Genomic DNA, 18095 nt, shown 5'->3' with positions numbered 1-18095 from the left:
TCATAATCCTCCTTTTGGCATCGAACTAAGCATTCCCGCGCCTATACATATTGAAGTACAGTTGATCGAAAACACCGGGCATGATTTCAGCAATTTTAATTCACCTTTCCAGGATCACCCCCCCCTCTGTCCAGCTACTTGATTGCCCCTAATGTAAGTCCGGAAACAATATATCTTTGAATAAAAATAGTCATAACAATCACCGGGAGCATGGATATTAACAACATGGCGGATAAGCTCCACCAAAGCGGCGCCCCTCCGTGCGTCAACCCTGTCAATAAAACTGGAATGGTCCTTGCGTTTCTGAATGATAACGTAAGCGCAAAGAGTAGTTCATTCCATGAGAAGACAAAAACAAAAACACTGGCAGCTACCAAGCCGGGTATAGAAAGGGGGATAATCACCCGAAGAAAGGCTCCCAGGTATGAACAACCATCTATCCGAGCGCTGTCTTCCAACTCTCTGGGAATGCTGATGAAAAACCCCCGCATTATCCATACAACAAATGGTATGCTCCCAATACTATGAGCGATAGCAACTCCCAGGAGTGTATCCAATAAGTTCAAATGGCGAAAAAGAATAAAATAAGGGATCACTAAAACAATGGGTGGCATCATTCTTTGAGAAAGGATAAAGAAAGAAATACTCTGGTTATTCCATCTTCTATAATTAAACCTAACCAATCCATACGCGGCCAGACATCCTATTAGCAGGGAAAGTAGCGTACTCCCGACGGCTATAACAATGCTGTTTCTGATCACCCTGATTATCTCATCAGGACTATGAGGGGTAGTTCTGGTCCCCCTATCTGCCCCGGATACCAAACCTAATTCCTGCAGGGCAAATAAACTGGGCTGGAAGTCAACAAATGGAATAAATTTTGGCGGACTGGTAAGGACATCCTTGGGCGCTTTAAAAGCGGTAGTGAAAGTCCAATAAATCGGAAAGATCATAAAGAAAGAAACTATAAATAAAACAGTATAAATAGCAACACTTTGAACGCCCTTCCACCTTCTAATCGTCTTATCCATAATAATCTATCCCCTCATCTTATATTATTGGAATTTTTTTTCACTGCCCATAAGGCGGATGAGTAAAGTAAATATCACAATGGATGCAAAAAGAAGGGCATAGGAGATGGTAGAGGCGTAGCCTAAATTAAATTGTAGTAAACCAACCTTCCTGGCATACATAGTAATGGTTTCGGTTGCGCTTCCCGGACCACCGGCAGTGGTCACGAGTATTATGTCGAAAACTTTGATAGCCTCAACTGCTCTCAACAATATAGCCAAGGTAATGACCGGGCTGAGTATCGGTATGGTTATATATTTAAATACCTGCCAGTGACTCGCACCATCAACTATGGATGCTTCATAGGGTTCCCTGGGGATAGATTTCAAGCCAGCCAGTAAAATAACAAACATAAAAGGCGTCCATTGCCAAACATCGATTAAAATAACTGAGATTAGTGCTGTGGAAATATCGCTAAGCCAAGGCGAAGCAGGTAATCCGACTAAATTTAATAAATGATTCCAGGGACCATGAGACATGTGAAAAAGCATTCGCCAGGTATAACCAGCTGCAATCGGTGAAGCCATCATGGGTAAGAGAAAAATCACTCGAAAAACACCTTGACATCTTATTTTCCGGTTTAGTAGTAAAGCCAATGCCAGTCCTAAAATAGACTGCAAGGTGACAGATACGATAACAAAAATCACCGTATTGCTCAGAGTTTGCAGGAAAATCCTATCCTGGAAAAGTCTAAAAAAATTGCCTAACCCCACAAAAATTTGCGGTCTTCCAGCGCCAATATTCCAGTCAAAAAACATTAATCTACCAGAATAAATTAGTGGGAAAACCCCAAACCCTAGCAGAAAGACGATACAAGGGACAATCATGAAATATTTAACGCGATTATCAAAAGAAAATGTCATGAACCACCTCTCCCGAGCTCCAAGACTCCTTGTTGGCAAGTAATGATCTCTTTGAAAACATAAAAATATTATGAGGTTAGGTTGTCTTTACCACTAGTGCAATGCTACTACAATCTTTTTTTACTGTCAAGAGCCCGGTCTAATCTTTATTAGGGGGGATTGACAAACCAGAAAAGAAAGGCTATCTTCTGTTATGCATATGTTGTAGAACATAAGTTATAAAAAGGTGGGGCATGAAAGAGAAATGGGGTTCCGATCGGTCTCTGGCCGCTCGGGTAGGCAGGTTGTTTTATGAAGACAACTTATCTATCTTAGAGATAGCTGATCTCTTGGGGATCTCCCGGCAGCGTTGTTCCCGCATCCTCAAAAGGGCAAAAGAACTCGGGATTGTCCAAATTAAAATCCTGGATCCGGAACAAAACCGGGTTCGGGAGCTCGAAGAGTTTTTCCTGGCGCGGTTTTCCTTGAAGAGAGTCGTTGTCGTGGAAGTCTTCAGTGAAGATTCCGAATTGATCCGGAAAAGCGTGGGGGAAGCCGGCGCAAAGCTGCTCAACGAATTGCTCCAGCCGGGGTTCAAAATCGGAGTGGCGTATGGACGGACTCTCCTACACCTCGTCCACTATATCAAGCCCCGTGACAACTCGTTTTCCAACCTCGGGATTGTGCAATTGATGGGCGGTCTCAGCCGGATCTCCGCCAATATAGTGGCCACCGAAATCCCCCGGCGTCTGGCCGAAGCGCTCAATGCCCAGGTTTACTATTTACCCGCCCCCGCCTTCACCCGGGATCGATCCACCCGCAATGCCATGTTGACCGATGAAGCCATTCTGGCAACTCTCTCCGAACGGATCGACATCGCCCTGGTGGGTATCGGTGGGGTTTCTCCTGACTCGACCCTGATTTCCACGGGGGCCATCGCCCCGGAAGAATTTGCCGAACTCCAGGAAAAAAGAGCAGTGGGTGATATCTGTGGCAGCTATTATGATCGCGAGGGACGGATGATCCTGTTTAGTGGAAACGATAGACGTATCGCTTTTTCTCTTGACCAATTGAAGGAAGTACCTTATGTAATCGGTGTGGTTGGAGGCCTTGAGAAAAGTGAGGCGATCTTTGGCGCCCTGTTGGGGAGACTGATCAACGTCCTGGTCATCGATAACCTGACGGCCAAGGCGATCCAACTATATTCCAGATGATCCGGAAATTGGGGCGTTTCGTCGAATTCAGTGTCTATAACGATCCGGTAACCGTGGACTGGAGCATAATCGGTGACCGCAAAGAACTGGATCTCCGGGGAGCCCACCTGAGTCCCCATGCCTATCCGTCCGCCATCCGCTTCATGAACGACGGACGCATCAAAGCCGATTATATCCTGACCCACGAAATGCCTCTTGCAGATTTTAAAAAAGCCTTTACTATGGTAGAAAAGGGGGAAGAGTCCATCAAGGTGGTGTTGATTCCCTAAGGGAGGCTTGCGGTATGTATCTGTTCATCGCATCTGATCATTTCGGCTATCCCCTGAAAAAAGTTCTCGTCGATCATCTTCGGGAAAAGAACGTGGAGTTCGCAGACCTGGGCGTCACTTCCGAGGAAATGGAAACCAATTATCCCGATGTGGCTCTGGCGGGGTGCCGGATGCTCCGGGAGGGGAAGTACCAATACGGGATTCTGGTCTGTGGAACCGGTATCGGTATGGCTTTGGCCGCCAACAAGATCTCTGGTGTGTATGCCGCCTGTGCTCACGATATTTACTCGGCCGAGCGGGCCAAAAAAAGTAACAACTGTAATGTTTTGTGTCTGGGAAGGCATGTTGTAGGGCCGGAACTGGCCAAGATGTTGGTAGACGCCTGGTTGGCCAGTGAGTTCGGAGGTGGTCGGTCGGCGCCCAAGGTGCAGCGCATCAAAGAGATCGAAGAACAATTTATGAAAGGGGAATGATGGTATGAAAAAATTCATCAATCAGCCGGAAAATTTGATTGAGGAAATGCTCGAAGGATTCGTTACCGCTAATGCCCAGAAAGTCCGCCGGCTCCCCACCGAGCGAGTTATGGTACGTAAAGACGCTCCGGTTCGCGGGAAAGTGGGTGTGATTACCGGTGGCGGGTCCGGCCATGAACCGGCTTTTATCGGGTACATTGGTAAAGGCATGCTTGATGCGGTGGGGGTCGGGGATATTTTTGCCGCGCCGCCGGTCCAGCGCTGCTATGAAACCATCAAGGCCGCCGATGGTGGCAAGGGCGTGCTTGTCTGTATCGGGAATTATTCGGGTGATACCATGAATTTCGGGATGGCCGCGGAAATGCTCCAGGAGGAGGGCGTTCCGGTAGAAACGGTGGTAGTCAACGACGATGTGGCCTCTTCACCCAAAGACCGGATGGATAACCGCCGGGGTGTGGCCGGAGAGGTGGTCCTCTGGAAAATCGTCGGTGCCTTGTCCGAGGAGGGTGCGGATCTGGCGACTCTGAAAGAGGTGGGTGAGCGGACTATCTTCAATACCCGGAGCATGGGGGTGGCTCATTCTCCCTGTATCCTCCCTACGAGTGGCAAACCCAGCTTCATCCTGGGAGAGGACGAGATGGAGATCGGAGTAGGTCACCATGGAGAACCGGGTATCCAGAAGACCAAGATTATGACCGCCGATGCCGTAACCGACCTCATTATGGGGAAAATTCTGGAAGATCTCCCCTTCAAATCAGGCGATGAAGTGTCGGTCCTCTTGAGTGGATTGGGTTCCACTTCGTTCCTGGAAATGTACATCGTCTTTCGCAGGCTCAACCATATCCTCTCCGATCAGGGGATTACACTCCACCGCAGCTTCATCGGGAATTTCTTCGTCTCCTTGGAAATGGGCGGCTTTTCCATCACCTTGACCAAGCTTGATAAAGATTTGAAGCGTCTCATCGACGCGCCCTGCAATGCGGTCCATTTGGTGCAGATGTCATAGGCAGGGGGAGAACATAATGGCCGGGACGATCTCGTTCGAAAAAATCAAAGAATCCTTTCCGCAGGTGATGGAAAACTTGGAAAAAAACCGCCAATACCTGAATGACCTGGATGCGCCGATTGGCGATTCCGACCATGGGGAAAGCGTATGTAACGCTTTTCGTAAGGTCAAAGAGGCGGTGGAGGCATTTCCGGCCGATTCCCGGGATATCGGGGCCTTGCTCCAGGCGGTGGGCAAGTCGATCATTTTTTCCGGTGGGGCGGCAATGGGGCCTCTCTATGGCACGGCGTTTCAGGATGCCGGCAAGGCGGTGGCCGGGAAAAGCGAGCTGACACCCACAGATCTGGCGGTGATGTGGGACGCCTTCGCCGGTGGGGTGAAGCGGCGGGGGAAGGTCGAACTCGGTGAGAAAACCATGTACGACACTATCTATCCGGTGGCGGAAGCCCTTAAAAATGCCCTCGAACAGGGGAGGGGTTTGCGGAAAATGGTCGAGGGGGCGATCCGGGCAGCCCATGGTGGAATGGAGTCCACCCGGGAGATGCTTTCCACCCGGGGGCGCTCTTCCCGGCTGGGGGATCGGAGCATCGGCCACATCGACCCCGGGTCGGCTTCCAGTTGTATCATTATCGAAACCTTTTTGACCAACTTGGTATAAGGGGTTACCGGGGGGGGTAGCCGGCTACCCCCCCCGGTAACCCGTGTTCCACAAATTATTTCTGCCCGTAATAGGCGCCGGCACCGTGTTTGCGGAAGAAGCGCTTGGCCAGCATGGTTTCATTCATGGACGGAAGATTCGGCTGAAGACTCAGGGTATAAAAAGCCATTTTGGCTACTTCCTCCAGGACCACGCTGTTGTGCACGGCGTCCAGCGCATCATCACCCCAGGTGAACGGACCGTGAGTATCGATAAGCACTCCGGGAACGTGACCGGGGTCCAGGTTTTTGAAGCACTCAACGATCACCCTACCGGATTCCAGTTCAAAATCCCCGGCGATTTCTTCCGCGCTCAACGGTCTGGTACAAGGGACTTCCCCGAAAAAATGGTCGGCATGGGTCCCGCCCAAGCAGGGAATCGCTTTTCCCGCCTGGGCCCAGATGGTCGCCCAGGTCGAGTGAGTATGGACCACTCCGCCGATCCCCGGGAAATTCTGGTATAGTACAAGGTGGGTTACGGTATCCACTGAGGGCCGTAATTCTCCTTCCACCACTTGTCCGTATAAATCCACCACCACCATCTGGTCGGCGCGCAGGGTGGAATAGGGTACTCCGCTGGGCTTGATCACCACCAGACCTTTCTCCCGATCGATCTCGGAGGCGTTGCCCCAAGTGAGGATGACCAGGCTCTCCCGCTTCAAATCCATATTTGCTTGAAAGACTTTTTCCTTGAGGGCTTCGAGCATGAACAAACTCCTTTCCGGTGTAACTGTGTTTGGTTTACCTTCTGAAACTGACTTTTCCTACACCATGAGAGAATCCACCCTAAGCAAGATCTTGACCGGTGCGGAATCCGTCGTTATACCCGGCGGTCAATGATATACCCAGTTCATGAGGACCTTACCCACGATCCGGAGCGGCCGGCCGGTGATGATGAGAGGCGGATAGCTGGGGTTAGCGGCCTGCAGGACAGCGGTTTCGTTCTGAAAGAAAACTTTTTTGATGGTCAGACCTTCCTCTTCCATATCGATCACCGCGATGTCCCCCGAAGCAACCACGAGGTCAGGAGAGAACACTACCTGGTCTCCGTCCCCGATCCGTTCCCCAATCATGCTGTCTCCCCGGGCGTGGACGATAAACAGGCGTACCTCCCGTCCCGCGGCTTGACCGACCCGCATCCGGAGTAGGGAATGGTGGATGGGCTGATAGCTCGCGACGTATTTTTCATATTCGGTAATGGGAATCCCGCAAGGGACGCTGCCAGTGAGTACCGGCACGGCGATCGTTTCGTTGTCCAGCTCAAAAAAAGAACAGTCGATAAGACCGAGGAAAAGCAGCAGTTCACTGTTGGGGATACCCAGGGCTCGTCCTACCCGTAGCGCCGTCTCCGTCTCCGGCTCCTTTTCCCCCTTCAACCAGCGGGAGACGGTGGACTGGGAGATACCGGTCAAAGCGGCGGTCCGAGACTGGTCAAGGCCTTTTTCAGCCATCTTCTTGGCGAGAAGGTCGCGAAATTTCATTATTGTCAGTGTATCATGCCGGAGGGACTATATCCATAGACATAACCAAATTTATTGACATGGTGTTATGCAATGAATATTATATGTAGCAGAACATAACTCAGAACGAGCCGCTGAAGGAGGAATAGAACCGTGAGGGCGATCTATCATCCATCAGCCAGTACCGTTTTCTCGATAGATTCGATTTTCAGGGAACTGAAGCGGGCTTGCAGGCCGCGTTCCACTGGGCTACAGGCGAAAAGACCAAAATAGACCGGTGCTTGCGGAGGATGTGCAAGATGGGTGATCCTCAGTTGAGTCCAGGAGTTCTCAAGGTCCCCAGAAGCGCAAAAAATCTGGTAATCGTTTCCCTGCCGTGTGATCCGAAAGTGGAGCGGGAGAGAGAAATCTTGGAAATCCTGGGTCGACCAGTCTGAGTATCCATGGTTGGTGACCACCGCACCCAACTTGCTCGGACCTTCCTGCTCATATTCGACAGACGTTTTTATCCAGCAATCCGGGGAAAAGCGGACCATGGCGCCGGCCTGGTCGTATTGATGGTGAGGGTTCATGGTGACCGTCACGGTGAGGGTCACCTCTTCTGCGGTCTGGAAAAAGAGGAAGTGACCGTTGTCCACCTGGAACCCATAATGGGTTTTCTGCCAGAAATCTGTTTTGGAATCTGGTTCGATGATCAAGTGCCTTGCTTGAGGCTCGATCCGCCAGTGACGAGGGGGTGAAAACCATTGCAGTTGGGGATCCAGTTCCGGCAAGGAAAAGTTTTCCTGAAGAAGAATGGGCATGGGCGGTCTCCTATCTGATAGACAGTGTTTGCAATACTGTACCAAAAATACCTTTCTTGAGAAAGAGGTATACCGCGGACGGTCAATTAACCGATTCGACCGGGATCAAAGGTGTCGGTAAAAACAACTTGGTAAAAATGTTTGACAAAAGCCTCGGAAAGGTGCTAGTATCAGGTGTCTCTCTAAAGAGAGAAAATTTGGTTTTTGGAGGTTTTCCTTTCAATGGCAACAGGTAAGGTCAAATGGTTCAATGCGGCAAAAGGGTATGGGTTTATCGAGTCCGATGAGGGCGGCGACGTATTTGTGCATTATTCCTCTATAGGGGGAAGTGGATACCGAGCCCTGGAACAAGGCGACAGCGTGGAATTCGAAGTTCAGCAAGGCGCCAAGGGACCGCAGGCAGTCAGTGTCAGGAGGGTGTGAAGCTATAAAAAGAAACGCCCCGGTCTTTGGACCGGGGCGTTTTGCATTTAGAGAGAGCTTTTAGGCTTGGTTTTCCCCACCGATGTTATCCAGAAGGATGAGGAGTTGTTCCCATTCCCCATAAAGCGCTTCCTGCCGCCGACCGATGTCTTTCAGCTCTACCATCAACCGCGCGACCCGATGGGAATCTTTCAGTACGTCCGGGTTGCCCAGAAGCTTTTCATTTTCCTCTTTTTGTTGTTCAAGGGAAGACAGAATCCGTTCGATAGGTTCGAGCTTTTCCTGGATGGCCCGTTTTTCCCGGTAAAGGCGGTTTCGCCGTTCGGCGGTCTCTCTTTTTTGAACTTTTTCCATGGATGAAGGTACTGCTTTCTTCTCCCAGGAAACACCCCCCACCTCCTTGGCCCGGTCTTCCCTTTCCTGACGTTTTCGTAAATAGTAGGAATAGTTGCCCGGGTATTCCGTCAACTCTCCCTGGCGGATTTCGATAACCCGGGAGACCACCCGGTCAAGAAGATAGCGGTCATGGGAGATGATGAGCAGCGTCCCGGTATACTCTTCGAGCGCTTGCTGAAAAAGTTCACAGGTGGGGATATCCAGATGGTTGGTCGGTTCATCCAACACCAGAAAATTCGTATCCTGTAAAAGGATTTTCAGGAGGCTGAGGCGGGCCTTTTCCCCCCCGGAGAGAACGGCGATGGGCTTATTGACCGTATCCCCGGAGAATAAAAAAGCGCCCAGCAGGTTCCGTTTTTCCGCTTGGCTGATCTGCGGATTGAACTGATTGATTTCATCCCAGACCGTTTTCGTAAAGTCGAGGTTTTTCACGCTTTCCTGAAAAAAATAGCCGACTTTTACCAGTTGGCCCACGGTGATTGTTCCCCCATTCGGCTTTTCAAGACCACTGATCAGGCGGGTTAGTGTGGATTTTCCGGCGCCATTCATCCCGACCAGGGCGATCTTTTCCCCCCGGAAAACCGCAAAATTGATATTCCGGAAGACCTCCTGGTTTCCATAGCTTTTGGTGACCTGCCGCACGCTCAAAACCTCATGAGCGCTGCGCTCACAATTGGGAAAACGCAGGCGTACCCGTTTTGGCGTGATCTCAGCCTCGACCAGTTCCATTTTTCTCATCCGCCGGATCCGGCTTTGCATCTGGCTGGCCTTGCTGGCTTTATATCGGAAACGATCGATATATGAGCGTTCTTTTTCCAGGAAACGGGCTTGCAGTTGACGTTCCTTTTCACGCTTCTGTTCTTGCTCGTGCAGGCTTTCCATGGAACGAGAGTATCCACCGGGAAAAACCGTGAGGTTTCGTTGGTGGAGAAGCGCGGTTTCCGTGGTGATGGTATCCAGAAAACGCCGGTCGTGAGAGACGATGATGATGGTTCCCCGGTATCCGGAAAGATAGTTTTCCAGCCATTCCAGATTGTCCGTGTCCAGGTGGTTGGTCGGTTCGTCGAGTAACAGGAGATCTGGCTTTTGGAGAAGGAGGGATGCGAGCAGGATCTTCATCTGCCAGCCGCCGGAAAACTGATTCGTCGCCTTGCGGGTCTCCCCGGCGGAAAAGCCGAGGCCGTGTAAGACGCTGTGGGCTCTGGCCTGGAAGGAGAAACCATCCAGCAGGGTGTATTCTTTCAGAGTCCGGTCATGACGTTTCAAGAAAGTCCCGAAATCCGGGCTTTCCGGGGAGAGACCGGCAAGCGTTTCTTCGATGTCTTGAAGTTCCCGCTCCAGCGCCGACAGTCCGCTGGTTTTTTTTAAATAGTCGATCACCCGTAAATCTCCTAGGGCGGTCAGTTCCTGGGGGAGATATCCCACGGACCGGGTGCGGGGGATATCTACGGTCCCGGCATCCGGCTCGATTTCTCCGTTAAGAATACGCAGTAGCGTGGTTTTTCCGGTCCCATTGGCCCCGACCAGACCGACCCGCCCCCCGTCTCCGACAAACCAGGAGAGATTATCGAATATAAGTTCACTATCCAGTCGCAAGGCGATATTTTGGAGGTTGATCATCGCATTCCTTTGTGCTTGATCTTGTTCGTAGTCCCGTATGTCCTATAATTGGGTTCAGGAACCACATTTTCCGCGGCCCAGGATGTGCACTACAAGGACACGGCATGCCGTGTCCTTGCCAACGGCAATCACCGCAATGCCAGGTATGTTTATATTTGGGGTTTAGCATACAGCCCATTGACTCTGCCTCCCATAATGTTATCATAAATGTAATCATACTGTTAAAGTGAGGTGATGAAAATGTTGCGAACCCAGATCCAACTAACCGAGCAACAAGTTGCCTCTTTAAAAGCCAGGGCGGTCGCTGAAGGGATTTCCATGGCCGAGTTGATCCGCCAATATCTTGATCAAGGGCTTGCTTCTTCCATGATCCCGGAGCCAAAAGAACGCATCCGCTGCGCCATGGCTGTCGCCGGTCGTTTTCGCTCCAGCCTTGGAGATCTGGCGACCAATCATGATAAGTATTTTCTGGAAGCGATGGGCGGTCAATGAGTGTTTACGTGGATACCTCAGCCATATTGGCCGTTCTGGATGCTGACGACGAAAATCACGAATCGGCAAAAAGAACCTGGATAGATTTGCTGGAATCCCGGGAGGCCATAGTATGTAACAATTATCTGCTGGTAGAAACCTATACCTTAGTGCAGTACAGATTAGGCATGGAAGCCCTGAGGGCTTTTCATGAAGACGTTTTTCCCATTCTAAATTTGGAGTGGATCGATGATTCTCTCCACCGCCAAGCCGCCAATGCCCTGCTCACCGCCAACCGGAGAAACTTGAGCCTGGTTGATTGCGCTAGCTTTAATTCCATGCGGCTGTTAGGCCTTAAAAAGGTGTTTGCTTTCGATAAACATTTTGCTGAGCAGGGTTTTACATGCATACCAGAGGGGGATTTGTCCAGGAAGCTGAGTTGCTGACCCTTCACTTTGTTATCTGCCATGAGTCCGGCCCTGTTCGACATACCGGTCTTAGACCTGACCGGGTCTTCGGTAGAAGATTCAGAGTAAATTGCGAACATCTCTTGACGTAGGCCAACTCTTATGAAGGTCATACCATAACTACAAAATGTTGAACAAGCTATTCATGGGTCACTGTATTCAAGAATAGGAGCACTTGGTCTCAGGAACCATGGGTTTGAAAAAGAGGGGACGGTTATCCTGCTCATACATAACCGTGAATAAAATGGAAAAACCTATAACATTAATGTAGCGTCGCCGAAAGTGTAAAATCGGAATTTTTTGTCTACAGCATAAGCATAGGCCTCGAAGATTAGCTCACGCCCCGCGAACGCCGATACCAGCACAAGATGCGACGAACGGGGCAGATGCAGGTTGGTTATAAACCGATCCACCACCCTGAACCGGTACCCCGGGGTGATGAATAGATCCGTGGTCCCTTGAAAAGACGCTATCTTCCCATTGTCTCGGGCAGCCGACTCAAGGGTGCGCACTACGTCGGTACCGCAGGCGACTACCGTTCTTCCGTCTTTTTTCGCTCGGTTGACCATTTCGGCGACCTCCCCGGGGACCTGGAGGTATTCGACAGGCATGCGGTGGGCTTCGAGTAATTCCTCCCTTATGGGCCGGAAACTTCCCAACCCCATGTGGAGGGTGGTATACCCGATCGTCACCCCTTTCTCCTGCAGGGTGTCAAGCAACTCGGCGGTAAAGTGTAGAGCGGCGGTGGGGGCCGCCACCGAACCTGCTGCACTGGCATATACGGTTTGGTATCTGGCCGGATCGGAGATGGGTTTCTTGATATAGGGAGGCAGTGGGACCTGACCAACCTCTCTTAAGGCGGCTTCCACCTCCCCGTCCGAACGAAATTGTATGATTCTTCCGCCTTCCGTGGTTTTCGCGGTGACGGTTACGGTTAAATTACGTCCCAGGGTAAGCTTGGAATTGACCGGAATCCGGTTTCCCGGTTTGACCAAGGCTTCCCAGCGAGCCTCTCCCAGATCCCTGAGGAGGAAAACCTCCGCCTTGCCGCCTCCGGCACGCCTGGCGGGCAAGCGCGCGGCGATGACTTTGGTGTTGTTCAAGACCAGTACGTCGCCCGCCTGGAAATAATCGATGATGTCCGTAAATCTGTGCTCGCTGACCGAGCGGTTCAATCGGTTGATCACCAGAAGCCGCGAGGAATCCCGGGGTTCAATAGGAGTCTGCGCGATTAATTCCTCGGGCAGATGATAATCAAATTCCCTGGTATACACTACCGGCGGCTCACTTTCCTAGGGAGGCGCCCTTATCGGCGCTTAAGGCCCCCTTGCGGTATTCATGTAGGTATCCGGAAACCTCTTTGTGTTTCGGATACCAGTTCTGCTGGCGGATGATAAGTTCCTCCGGGGAGACGCCGAGATCGATTCTCCGATTGGGTATGTCTATTGAGATGGAGTCACCTTCCTGGACAAACGCGATGGGACCACCCTCGCTTGCTTCGGGGGATATGTGGCCGATACAGGGGCCGCGGGTACCGCCCGAAAATCGGCCGTCAGTGATGAGTGCGACCGAAGAGGAGAGACCCATACCCCAGATGGCGGCGGTCGGAGCTAACATTTCCCTCATTCCCGGACCTCCCCGGGGACCCTCGTACCTGATTACCACTACGTCCCCGGAATTGATTTTTCCTTCGATGATGGCGTCATAAGCCTCCTCCTCGGCGTCAAACACCCTGGCCCGGCCTTCGAATTTGAGCATGTCCTGGTTGACGGCAGCTCTTTTTACCACGGCACCTCCCGGGGCCAGGTTTCCGTAGAGTATCGCCAGGCCGCCTTCCTTGTGTATCGGGTTTTCGATCGGTCGGATCACCTCTTGGTCCAACACTTTGGCCGAGCGAATGTTTTCGGCTACCGTTTTCCCCGTGACCGTGATACTGTGGAGATGGAGTAGCGGGGTCAGCCGGTTCATTATGGCTGGAACACCGCCGGCCTCATCGAGATCTTTCAAGGTATAGACGCCTCCCGGCCGCATATGGCATATGTGGGGCGTTTGCTCGGAGAGATCATGGAACAGGTCGAGGGGAAGCGATAGACCGCATTTTCCGGCAATGGCCAGAATCTCGAGCACATCGTTGGTGGAGCCGGCTACTGCCAACGATACTTTGATCCAGTTTTCGAATGCCTCTCGGGTCATTATTTTCCTGGCCGTGAGGTTCTCCTTGACCAGGGCGACGATTCTTTGGCCGGTGGCTTTGGCCAGGTCGTCCTTGGCGGGATCCAGGGCATGACAGGTGGCACAGCCCGGCAGAGACATCCCCAGAGCCTCCATGCCACAGGCCAATGTGTTTGCGCTGAACATGCCTGCACAGGTTCCCGCTCCGGGACAGGCGCAATCCTCAAGCTCCTTGAGTTCCTCGGTGGTCATCTCTCCCCGGGCGGCCTTGCCTACCGCCTCGAATACATCGATCAGATCAACCTTCTGGCCCTTGAAATTACCAGGGAGCATTGGCCCTCCGGTGAGCACAATCGTGGGAATGTCCAGTTCCCCCGCGGCCATCAGGTGTCCGGGAACGATTTCATCGCAGGAGGGCATCAGCACCATGCCGTCGAATGCATGAGCATGGATCATTATTTCTATGGAAGCGGAGATTACGTCTCGGGAGGGCAGAGAATACCGCATGCCGTTGTGTCCCATCGCCAGGCCGTCGCATACGGCTATGGTATTGAATTCAAACGGTAGTCCGCCCGCCTCTTTTATTCCTTCTTTCACCGCTTCGGCAAGCCTTCTAAGATGGATGTGGCCGGGAACTATGTCGGTGAAGGAGTTGACCACGGCTATAAATGGTTTACCCAGGTCCCTGTCCAATACTCCGCAGGCTTTCAAAAGCGACCGGTGCGGTGCTCGAGGATTTCCTTCCTTGATAAAATCGCTTCTCATGGTTCAAGCCTCCCTATTCTTCACAATCGACCCAATCATCTTTTTTACCTGTAGCCAATATCACCTCGGAGATGCCGGTTCTTTGTGCACGGTCAAGATCAAGCCTTGCGAGTTTGTCCACGAATTGCAGCCTCATTCTGGCAAAAGCTATCTTTTCAGGCTCCCCTGGGCAATTTCCAGCGAAATAAGGCCCTATTTGAACTTTTCGAGGGTATCTCTCATTCTCTATACCCCGCAATCGAGGGTATTCTCAAATTCCCCCCAGCGCCAATTTGTACCTCTGTCGACAAAAGATCCGAACTTGCTCAATAAAGCTCGCCATACAAAACCCCATTTATCTCCATACAATCCATAAAAATATGTATCCGACCGTCACCGCCGTTAAAGTATAGGGCAGACCATATTTGACGAATTCAAGGGTGCTCACGGTATGGCCGTTTTTACGCAATATTCCCAGTGCCGCAATATTCGCTGAAGCCCCTATGGGGGTTATGTTGCCCCCTAAAGTTGCGCCGCTGAGCAAACCGAAATACAGGAGATAGGGCTCGATTCCCATCTCCTGGGAGATGGCCGCTACGACTGGGAGCATTGTAGCAACGTAGGGGATATTGTCTATAAATGCCGAAAACAAGACCGAAATCCACACTATTATAGTGTAGATTAAAAATAAGTTGTTGCCGGCTATCCGATTGAATATATTGCTTAGGTCAGAGACTATACCTACTTCCACTATTCCGCCTATGACCACAAACAGGCCGACCAAAAGCAGTATGGTGAAGTAGTCAATCTCCCGGAGTTTCTTTTTGAAAGCCGAAGCATCCTTATTTTTCAGCATATTATGGATTATCCCAAGCAGAAAAAGCCCCGTGCAGATAACCCCGTTGGTAATGTTGGGCTTACCGGGTATAAAAGAGGCCAGGATTAAAAGCAGTACCATTCCGAAGAGCAAGACGGTGGGGAAGAAGTCTTCCACGGTTTCTTTTTCCTCGAGGTGGATGGGAGTGTTGTTCTTGCGGAATATGTACAGGAGAACCAGGGTAGAGGCGGCCATTCCCGCTTGGACGGCCCAGAAAATTCCCGGTTTGCCGTGGAAGAATATGAAGTCTATAAAGTTCATGTTGGCGTGTCCTCCGAGCAGCACCGACGTGGTGTCGCCCACCAGCGTGGCTGCCCCCTGGAGATTGGAAGTTAGGGATATGGATATGATAAGGGGAACCGGGGATGAGTTGAGTTTTTTGGCGATATTGAGCGCCACCGGCGCTACCATCAGCACGGTAGCCACGTTGTCGATAAAGGCCGATATGATCCCTGCAAACAACACCAATGCGATAGTAGCCCACTTTACGCTGGGCATCCTGTCTATCAGCACGTCAGCCATAAGGGCGGGCATTTTGGAATCGATGAACAAAGCCACTATGCCCATCGTTCCGGCGATCATGAGAATCACGTTCCAGTCTATCGCTACGAAAATTTGTCCGGCCGGAAGGATCCCCAAAGTGACAAATATGGCAGCGGAGGCTAAAGCTATGAATGCCCGTATTTTAGGGAAAATGAGGAGCAGCAAATAAGTCGTAATAAACAGGCCAAGAGCGATTTCTTTCACTGTTTAACAGTCTCCCTTCAAGTGTTCAGTGCGTGGTTCTGGCCAGACCTGGTATAAGTTTTACCTTAGACCGTAGAGCCTGTCAATCGATCGATTCACCCATCGTAGCATCGGGGTCAAAACAACGGTAGGGTTATTTTTTAGGGTTCGACACTATTTGTTTAAACACGAACAAAGGGTTACTTAATTTGTGAAGAGAGGGCCAGAGCGGTCGTGGCGAGGAAAAGTAGTTGATATGGTCACTGAGGCGCTGATTTCCGTGCCGGTTGGTGATAGGTTCTATAACACCACCCTCACGAGGCCATCCCGGATAGCAAGCTTCGGAGTCTATCCCGGGAAGAGGCGGGAAGGAAAGAAAGCAACCAGGCCCTCCGTGGTCCGGGCCGGTTATTCAGGTCAACTGGGCCATGGTCGATCAGAGGAGCTTACGAAGTCCCCCAAATGAGGGGGGAAGGTTGAACTTTCCCCCCTCCATGTTCATTATCGCCGATGAGCCAACCTGTCAATCACTCTTCAACCCTTGTACCCTTCTGCTATGATTTACATGCGAGAATAGACAAAGGTATAAAGGTATCAGCGCGGTTCACCCAGCCACTCGTCAAACAGGGTATAGTACAGGATGCGATAAATGTCGATATTGTCAACTACCCCCAGCTCAGTGACGATCCCGGCGTTAAGCCCCTGTGCCCGGGCCAGAATACCGCCCAATACATCATGTCGTACCCAGGTTACCGCAAATGGCCATCTATTGCCCTCTTTGTCCGGCATGGCCAGGAACGGCTCGCTGCCTGCACCATCAACGCCATCCAGCGGGACCTCGGCCCATACACCGTCCGGCCTGGTATTAAAGCCGCTCTCACCCAGCTTACCGTCCACCAGCAGGCGATCCATCTCGGCAGGATCCGGTCCCAGAAGACCCTTGGCACCGGCATCACTGTCGGCCGCCGTAATTAACAAGGTATTCGGATTTTCTTTAAGGAAGTTCAAGAACACCCCCAAGGCCTCATCGGCCCGCTTACCGGCCTCAAAGGAACCTCTGGCATTGGAAGAATTGCCGAAATTGTCGGTGGCTTCATCCTCGGCAACGATGAAGATGCCTTTTTCTGCCGCTTTGGGATTACGGGAAAGGATTTCAAGTGCCGCTTCGGACATTTCGGCAATAGTGGGAGCCCATAGCCAGAACAGCGGCAACTCTTCAGCGCGTAATTCCTCTTCGGTTAGATCATTAAATGTATGCTCACTGGCAAACACACCCAATATCTTGGTTGCTGTACCGGTTGCCGCCTTCAACTCCTCGCTGGTGTAAACGACGGTATAACCAAGCTCCTTGGCTTCCTCGATAAGATTGAGGCCATCCTGCCGACCGCCTTCCCCGTGCCTGCCGACCGTGCCCTCGGGCAGAAGCCATTTTTCACCACCGCCCAGGATCACGTCAACCCCCGATTCGATCACCCGTCTGGCGATATCTTCCTTCATGTCACGTTCTTCCACTGAGGCAACAAAGGCAGCCGTGCCTGGTTCAGTGATGCAGCCGGTTTGAACAAGAGCGGTTGCATAGCCGGTCTGGATGGCTTCCTCCATAATTGACATCTGTTGGCCGGAGAGGGCAGTGATCACCTCGTGTGCATCCAGGCCAAAACTGTCCCTGGCCACCTTCACCCCGTAGGCATGCGTCGTGGCTCCCCCATGTGAGCTTGCGGTCAGGGCATCTTTCAGGTGCCCAGTGTAGGGCGCCATGTAGGCCAGGCGATCCCAGTTCAGTCTGCCATCTGGTCCCACGAGCCAAAAACGGAGCGCATTCCAGTGACTGATCCCGTACCCGTCGGGGTGAAAGAAGATAGCATTTCGTGCCCCTTCTTGTACCCCTCCTGCTGCTGACCCCACCATCGCTCCAATTACCAGCAGCACCGTAGTCAGAATTACCGAGATTGATTTTTTGGACATTGTTTTTTCTCCTTTCTTTTTTTACCGGGAGCATTTCCGGTCTGTTACACTTAGAGTCTGGACAATGAATGTTAAGGGAATATTAAGGGCAGATAAAGAATTATTTAAGGGCCGCAGGCCCCGGACCTCTGTATATGGCTTTGCGTTCGGGCTTTGATCTATTCTTGATTCTGCTGCAAAAACTCATTTCAGCGAGGCCCCGTTGCCATCAGTAACGCCTCATCTGGCATTTTCTCGCACGCATCAATGACCACGTCTGGTTGCAGTGATGCTGAAAAGGCCATCCTTGGCATATTTACTTCGAAAATGCGGTGATTTCGGCGGCTGATTTAGGCAACTCAGGCCCAGGCTTCCTTCGTTCTTTTGCAGCAGAATTACTTATTGCAGTAGAATCAATATT

The 18095-nt window shown here is 51.4% G+C and carries 18 protein-coding genes; 8 read left to right on the top strand and 10 right to left on the bottom strand.

Annotation, left to right across the window (positions count from 1 at the left end):
* Nucleotides 1-134 precede the first annotated feature (134 nt).
* Complete coding sequence (locus VLH40_00175; GenBank protein HSV30427.1) at nucleotides 135-1031, bottom strand: carbohydrate ABC transporter permease; 897 nt, start codon at nucleotides 1029-1031, stop codon at nucleotides 135-137.
* Nucleotides 1032-1055: 24 nt separating this feature from the next.
* Complete coding sequence (locus tag VLH40_00170; GenBank protein HSV30426.1) at nucleotides 1056-1934, bottom strand: sugar ABC transporter permease; 879 nt, start codon at nucleotides 1932-1934, stop codon at nucleotides 1056-1058.
* A gap of 233 nt (nucleotides 1935-2167) precedes the next feature.
* Between VLH40_00170 and VLH40_00165 the strand changes: the two genes are divergently transcribed.
* Genes VLH40_00165 through dhaL form a run of 5 tightly spaced genes read left to right on the top strand, consistent with a single transcriptional unit; the run spans nucleotide 2168 to nucleotide 5533 of the window.
* Complete coding sequence (locus VLH40_00165) at nucleotides 2168-3127, top strand: sugar-binding transcriptional regulator (GenBank protein HSV30425.1); 960 nt, start codon at nucleotides 2168-2170, stop codon at nucleotides 3125-3127.
* Nucleotides 3128-3135: 8 nt separating this feature from the next.
* The gene (locus VLH40_00160; GenBank protein ID HSV30424.1) at nucleotides 3136-3396 is read left to right on the top strand and encodes a hypothetical protein; all 261 of its coding nucleotides are present in this window, start codon (nucleotides 3136-3138) and stop codon (nucleotides 3394-3396) included.
* Between the two features lie 14 nt (nucleotides 3397-3410).
* The gene (gene rpiB, locus VLH40_00155; GenBank protein ID HSV30423.1) at nucleotides 3411-3869 is read left to right on the top strand and encodes a ribose 5-phosphate isomerase B; all 459 of its coding nucleotides are present in this window, start codon (nucleotides 3411-3413) and stop codon (nucleotides 3867-3869) included.
* Nucleotides 3870-3873: 4 nt separating this feature from the next.
* Nucleotides 3874-4875 carry a dihydroxyacetone kinase subunit DhaK gene (locus VLH40_00150; GenBank protein HSV30422.1) on the top strand — a complete coding sequence of 334 codons (1002 nt, stop codon included), beginning with the start codon at nucleotides 3874-3876 and terminating at the stop codon, nucleotides 4873-4875.
* A gap of 16 nt (nucleotides 4876-4891) precedes the next feature.
* Nucleotides 4892-5533, top strand: coding sequence for a dihydroxyacetone kinase subunit DhaL (dhaL, locus tag VLH40_00145; protein ID HSV30421.1), 642 nt, complete (start codon nucleotides 4892-4894; stop codon nucleotides 5531-5533).
* A 55-nt stretch (nucleotides 5534-5588) separates the two neighbouring features.
* Here dhaL and VLH40_00140 read toward each other — a convergent pair whose 3' ends face one another.
* The 3 genes from VLH40_00140 to VLH40_00130 all read right to left on the bottom strand — a co-directional run bounded on the left by VLH40_00140 (nucleotide 5589) and on the right by VLH40_00130 (nucleotide 7834).
* On the bottom strand, nucleotides 5589-6278 hold the full coding sequence (locus VLH40_00140; protein ID HSV30420.1) for an L-ribulose-5-phosphate 4-epimerase: 690 nt from the start codon (nucleotides 6276-6278) through the stop codon (nucleotides 5589-5591).
* A gap of 126 nt (nucleotides 6279-6404) precedes the next feature.
* Entirely contained in the window at nucleotides 6405-7022 is a 618-nt protein-coding gene (locus VLH40_00135) for a S24 family peptidase (GenBank protein HSV30419.1), read from the bottom strand.
* 176 nt (nucleotides 7023-7198) lie between these two features.
* Nucleotides 7199-7834 (bottom strand): DUF1349 domain-containing protein, encoded by a 636-nt coding sequence (locus VLH40_00130; protein ID HSV30418.1) that lies wholly within the window; start codon nucleotides 7832-7834, stop codon nucleotides 7199-7201.
* Nucleotides 7835-8056: 222 nt separating this feature from the next.
* Between VLH40_00130 and VLH40_00125 the strand changes: the two genes are divergently transcribed.
* Complete coding sequence (locus tag VLH40_00125; protein HSV30417.1) at nucleotides 8057-8257, top strand: cold-shock protein; 201 nt, start codon at nucleotides 8057-8059, stop codon at nucleotides 8255-8257.
* A gap of 60 nt (nucleotides 8258-8317) precedes the next feature.
* On the opposite strand, the gene VLH40_00120 is transcribed toward VLH40_00125, so the two are convergent.
* Entirely contained in the window at nucleotides 8318-10273 is a 1956-nt protein-coding gene (locus VLH40_00120; protein ID HSV30416.1) for an ATP-binding cassette domain-containing protein, read from the bottom strand.
* A 234-nt stretch (nucleotides 10274-10507) separates the two neighbouring features.
* Between VLH40_00120 and VLH40_00115 the strand changes: the two genes are divergently transcribed.
* Complete coding sequence (locus VLH40_00115) at nucleotides 10508-10765, top strand: ribbon-helix-helix domain-containing protein (GenBank protein HSV30415.1); 258 nt, start codon at nucleotides 10508-10510, stop codon at nucleotides 10763-10765.
* Nucleotides 10762-11190, top strand: a complete 429-nt coding sequence (locus VLH40_00110) for a PIN domain-containing protein (protein ID HSV30414.1) — start codon at nucleotides 10762-10764, stop codon at nucleotides 11188-11190. Before VLH40_00115 ends, VLH40_00110 begins: the two co-directional genes overlap by 4 nt.
* A gap of 275 nt (nucleotides 11191-11465) precedes the next feature.
* Here VLH40_00110 and queA read toward each other — a convergent pair whose 3' ends face one another.
* The 4 genes from queA to VLH40_00090 all read right to left on the bottom strand — a co-directional run bounded on the left by queA (nucleotide 11466) and on the right by VLH40_00090 (nucleotide 17695).
* Entirely contained in the window at nucleotides 11466-12485 is a 1020-nt protein-coding gene (gene queA / locus VLH40_00105; protein ID HSV30413.1) for a tRNA preQ1(34) S-adenosylmethionine ribosyltransferase-isomerase QueA, read from the bottom strand.
* A gap of 10 nt (nucleotides 12486-12495) precedes the next feature.
* Complete coding sequence (gene ilvD / locus VLH40_00100; GenBank protein ID HSV30412.1) at nucleotides 12496-14148, bottom strand: dihydroxy-acid dehydratase; 1653 nt, start codon at nucleotides 14146-14148, stop codon at nucleotides 12496-12498.
* 334 nt (nucleotides 14149-14482) lie between these two features.
* Entirely contained in the window at nucleotides 14483-15751 is a 1269-nt protein-coding gene (locus VLH40_00095; GenBank protein ID HSV30411.1) for an SLC13 family permease, read from the bottom strand.
* A 573-nt stretch (nucleotides 15752-16324) separates the two neighbouring features.
* Nucleotides 16325-17695: an alkaline phosphatase gene (locus tag VLH40_00090; protein HSV30410.1), complete on the bottom strand. Its 1371-nt coding sequence runs from the start codon at nucleotides 17693-17695 to the stop codon at nucleotides 16325-16327.
* Nucleotides 17696-18095 lie beyond the last annotated feature (400 nt).

This window comes from Atribacteraceae bacterium (genome assembly GCA_035477455.1).
Lineage (GTDB): Bacteria > Atribacterota > Atribacteria > Atribacterales > Atribacteraceae > DATIKP01.
Note: the sequence above shows the minus strand (reverse complement) of the source record. Positions and strands in the feature narration are given on the sequence as shown.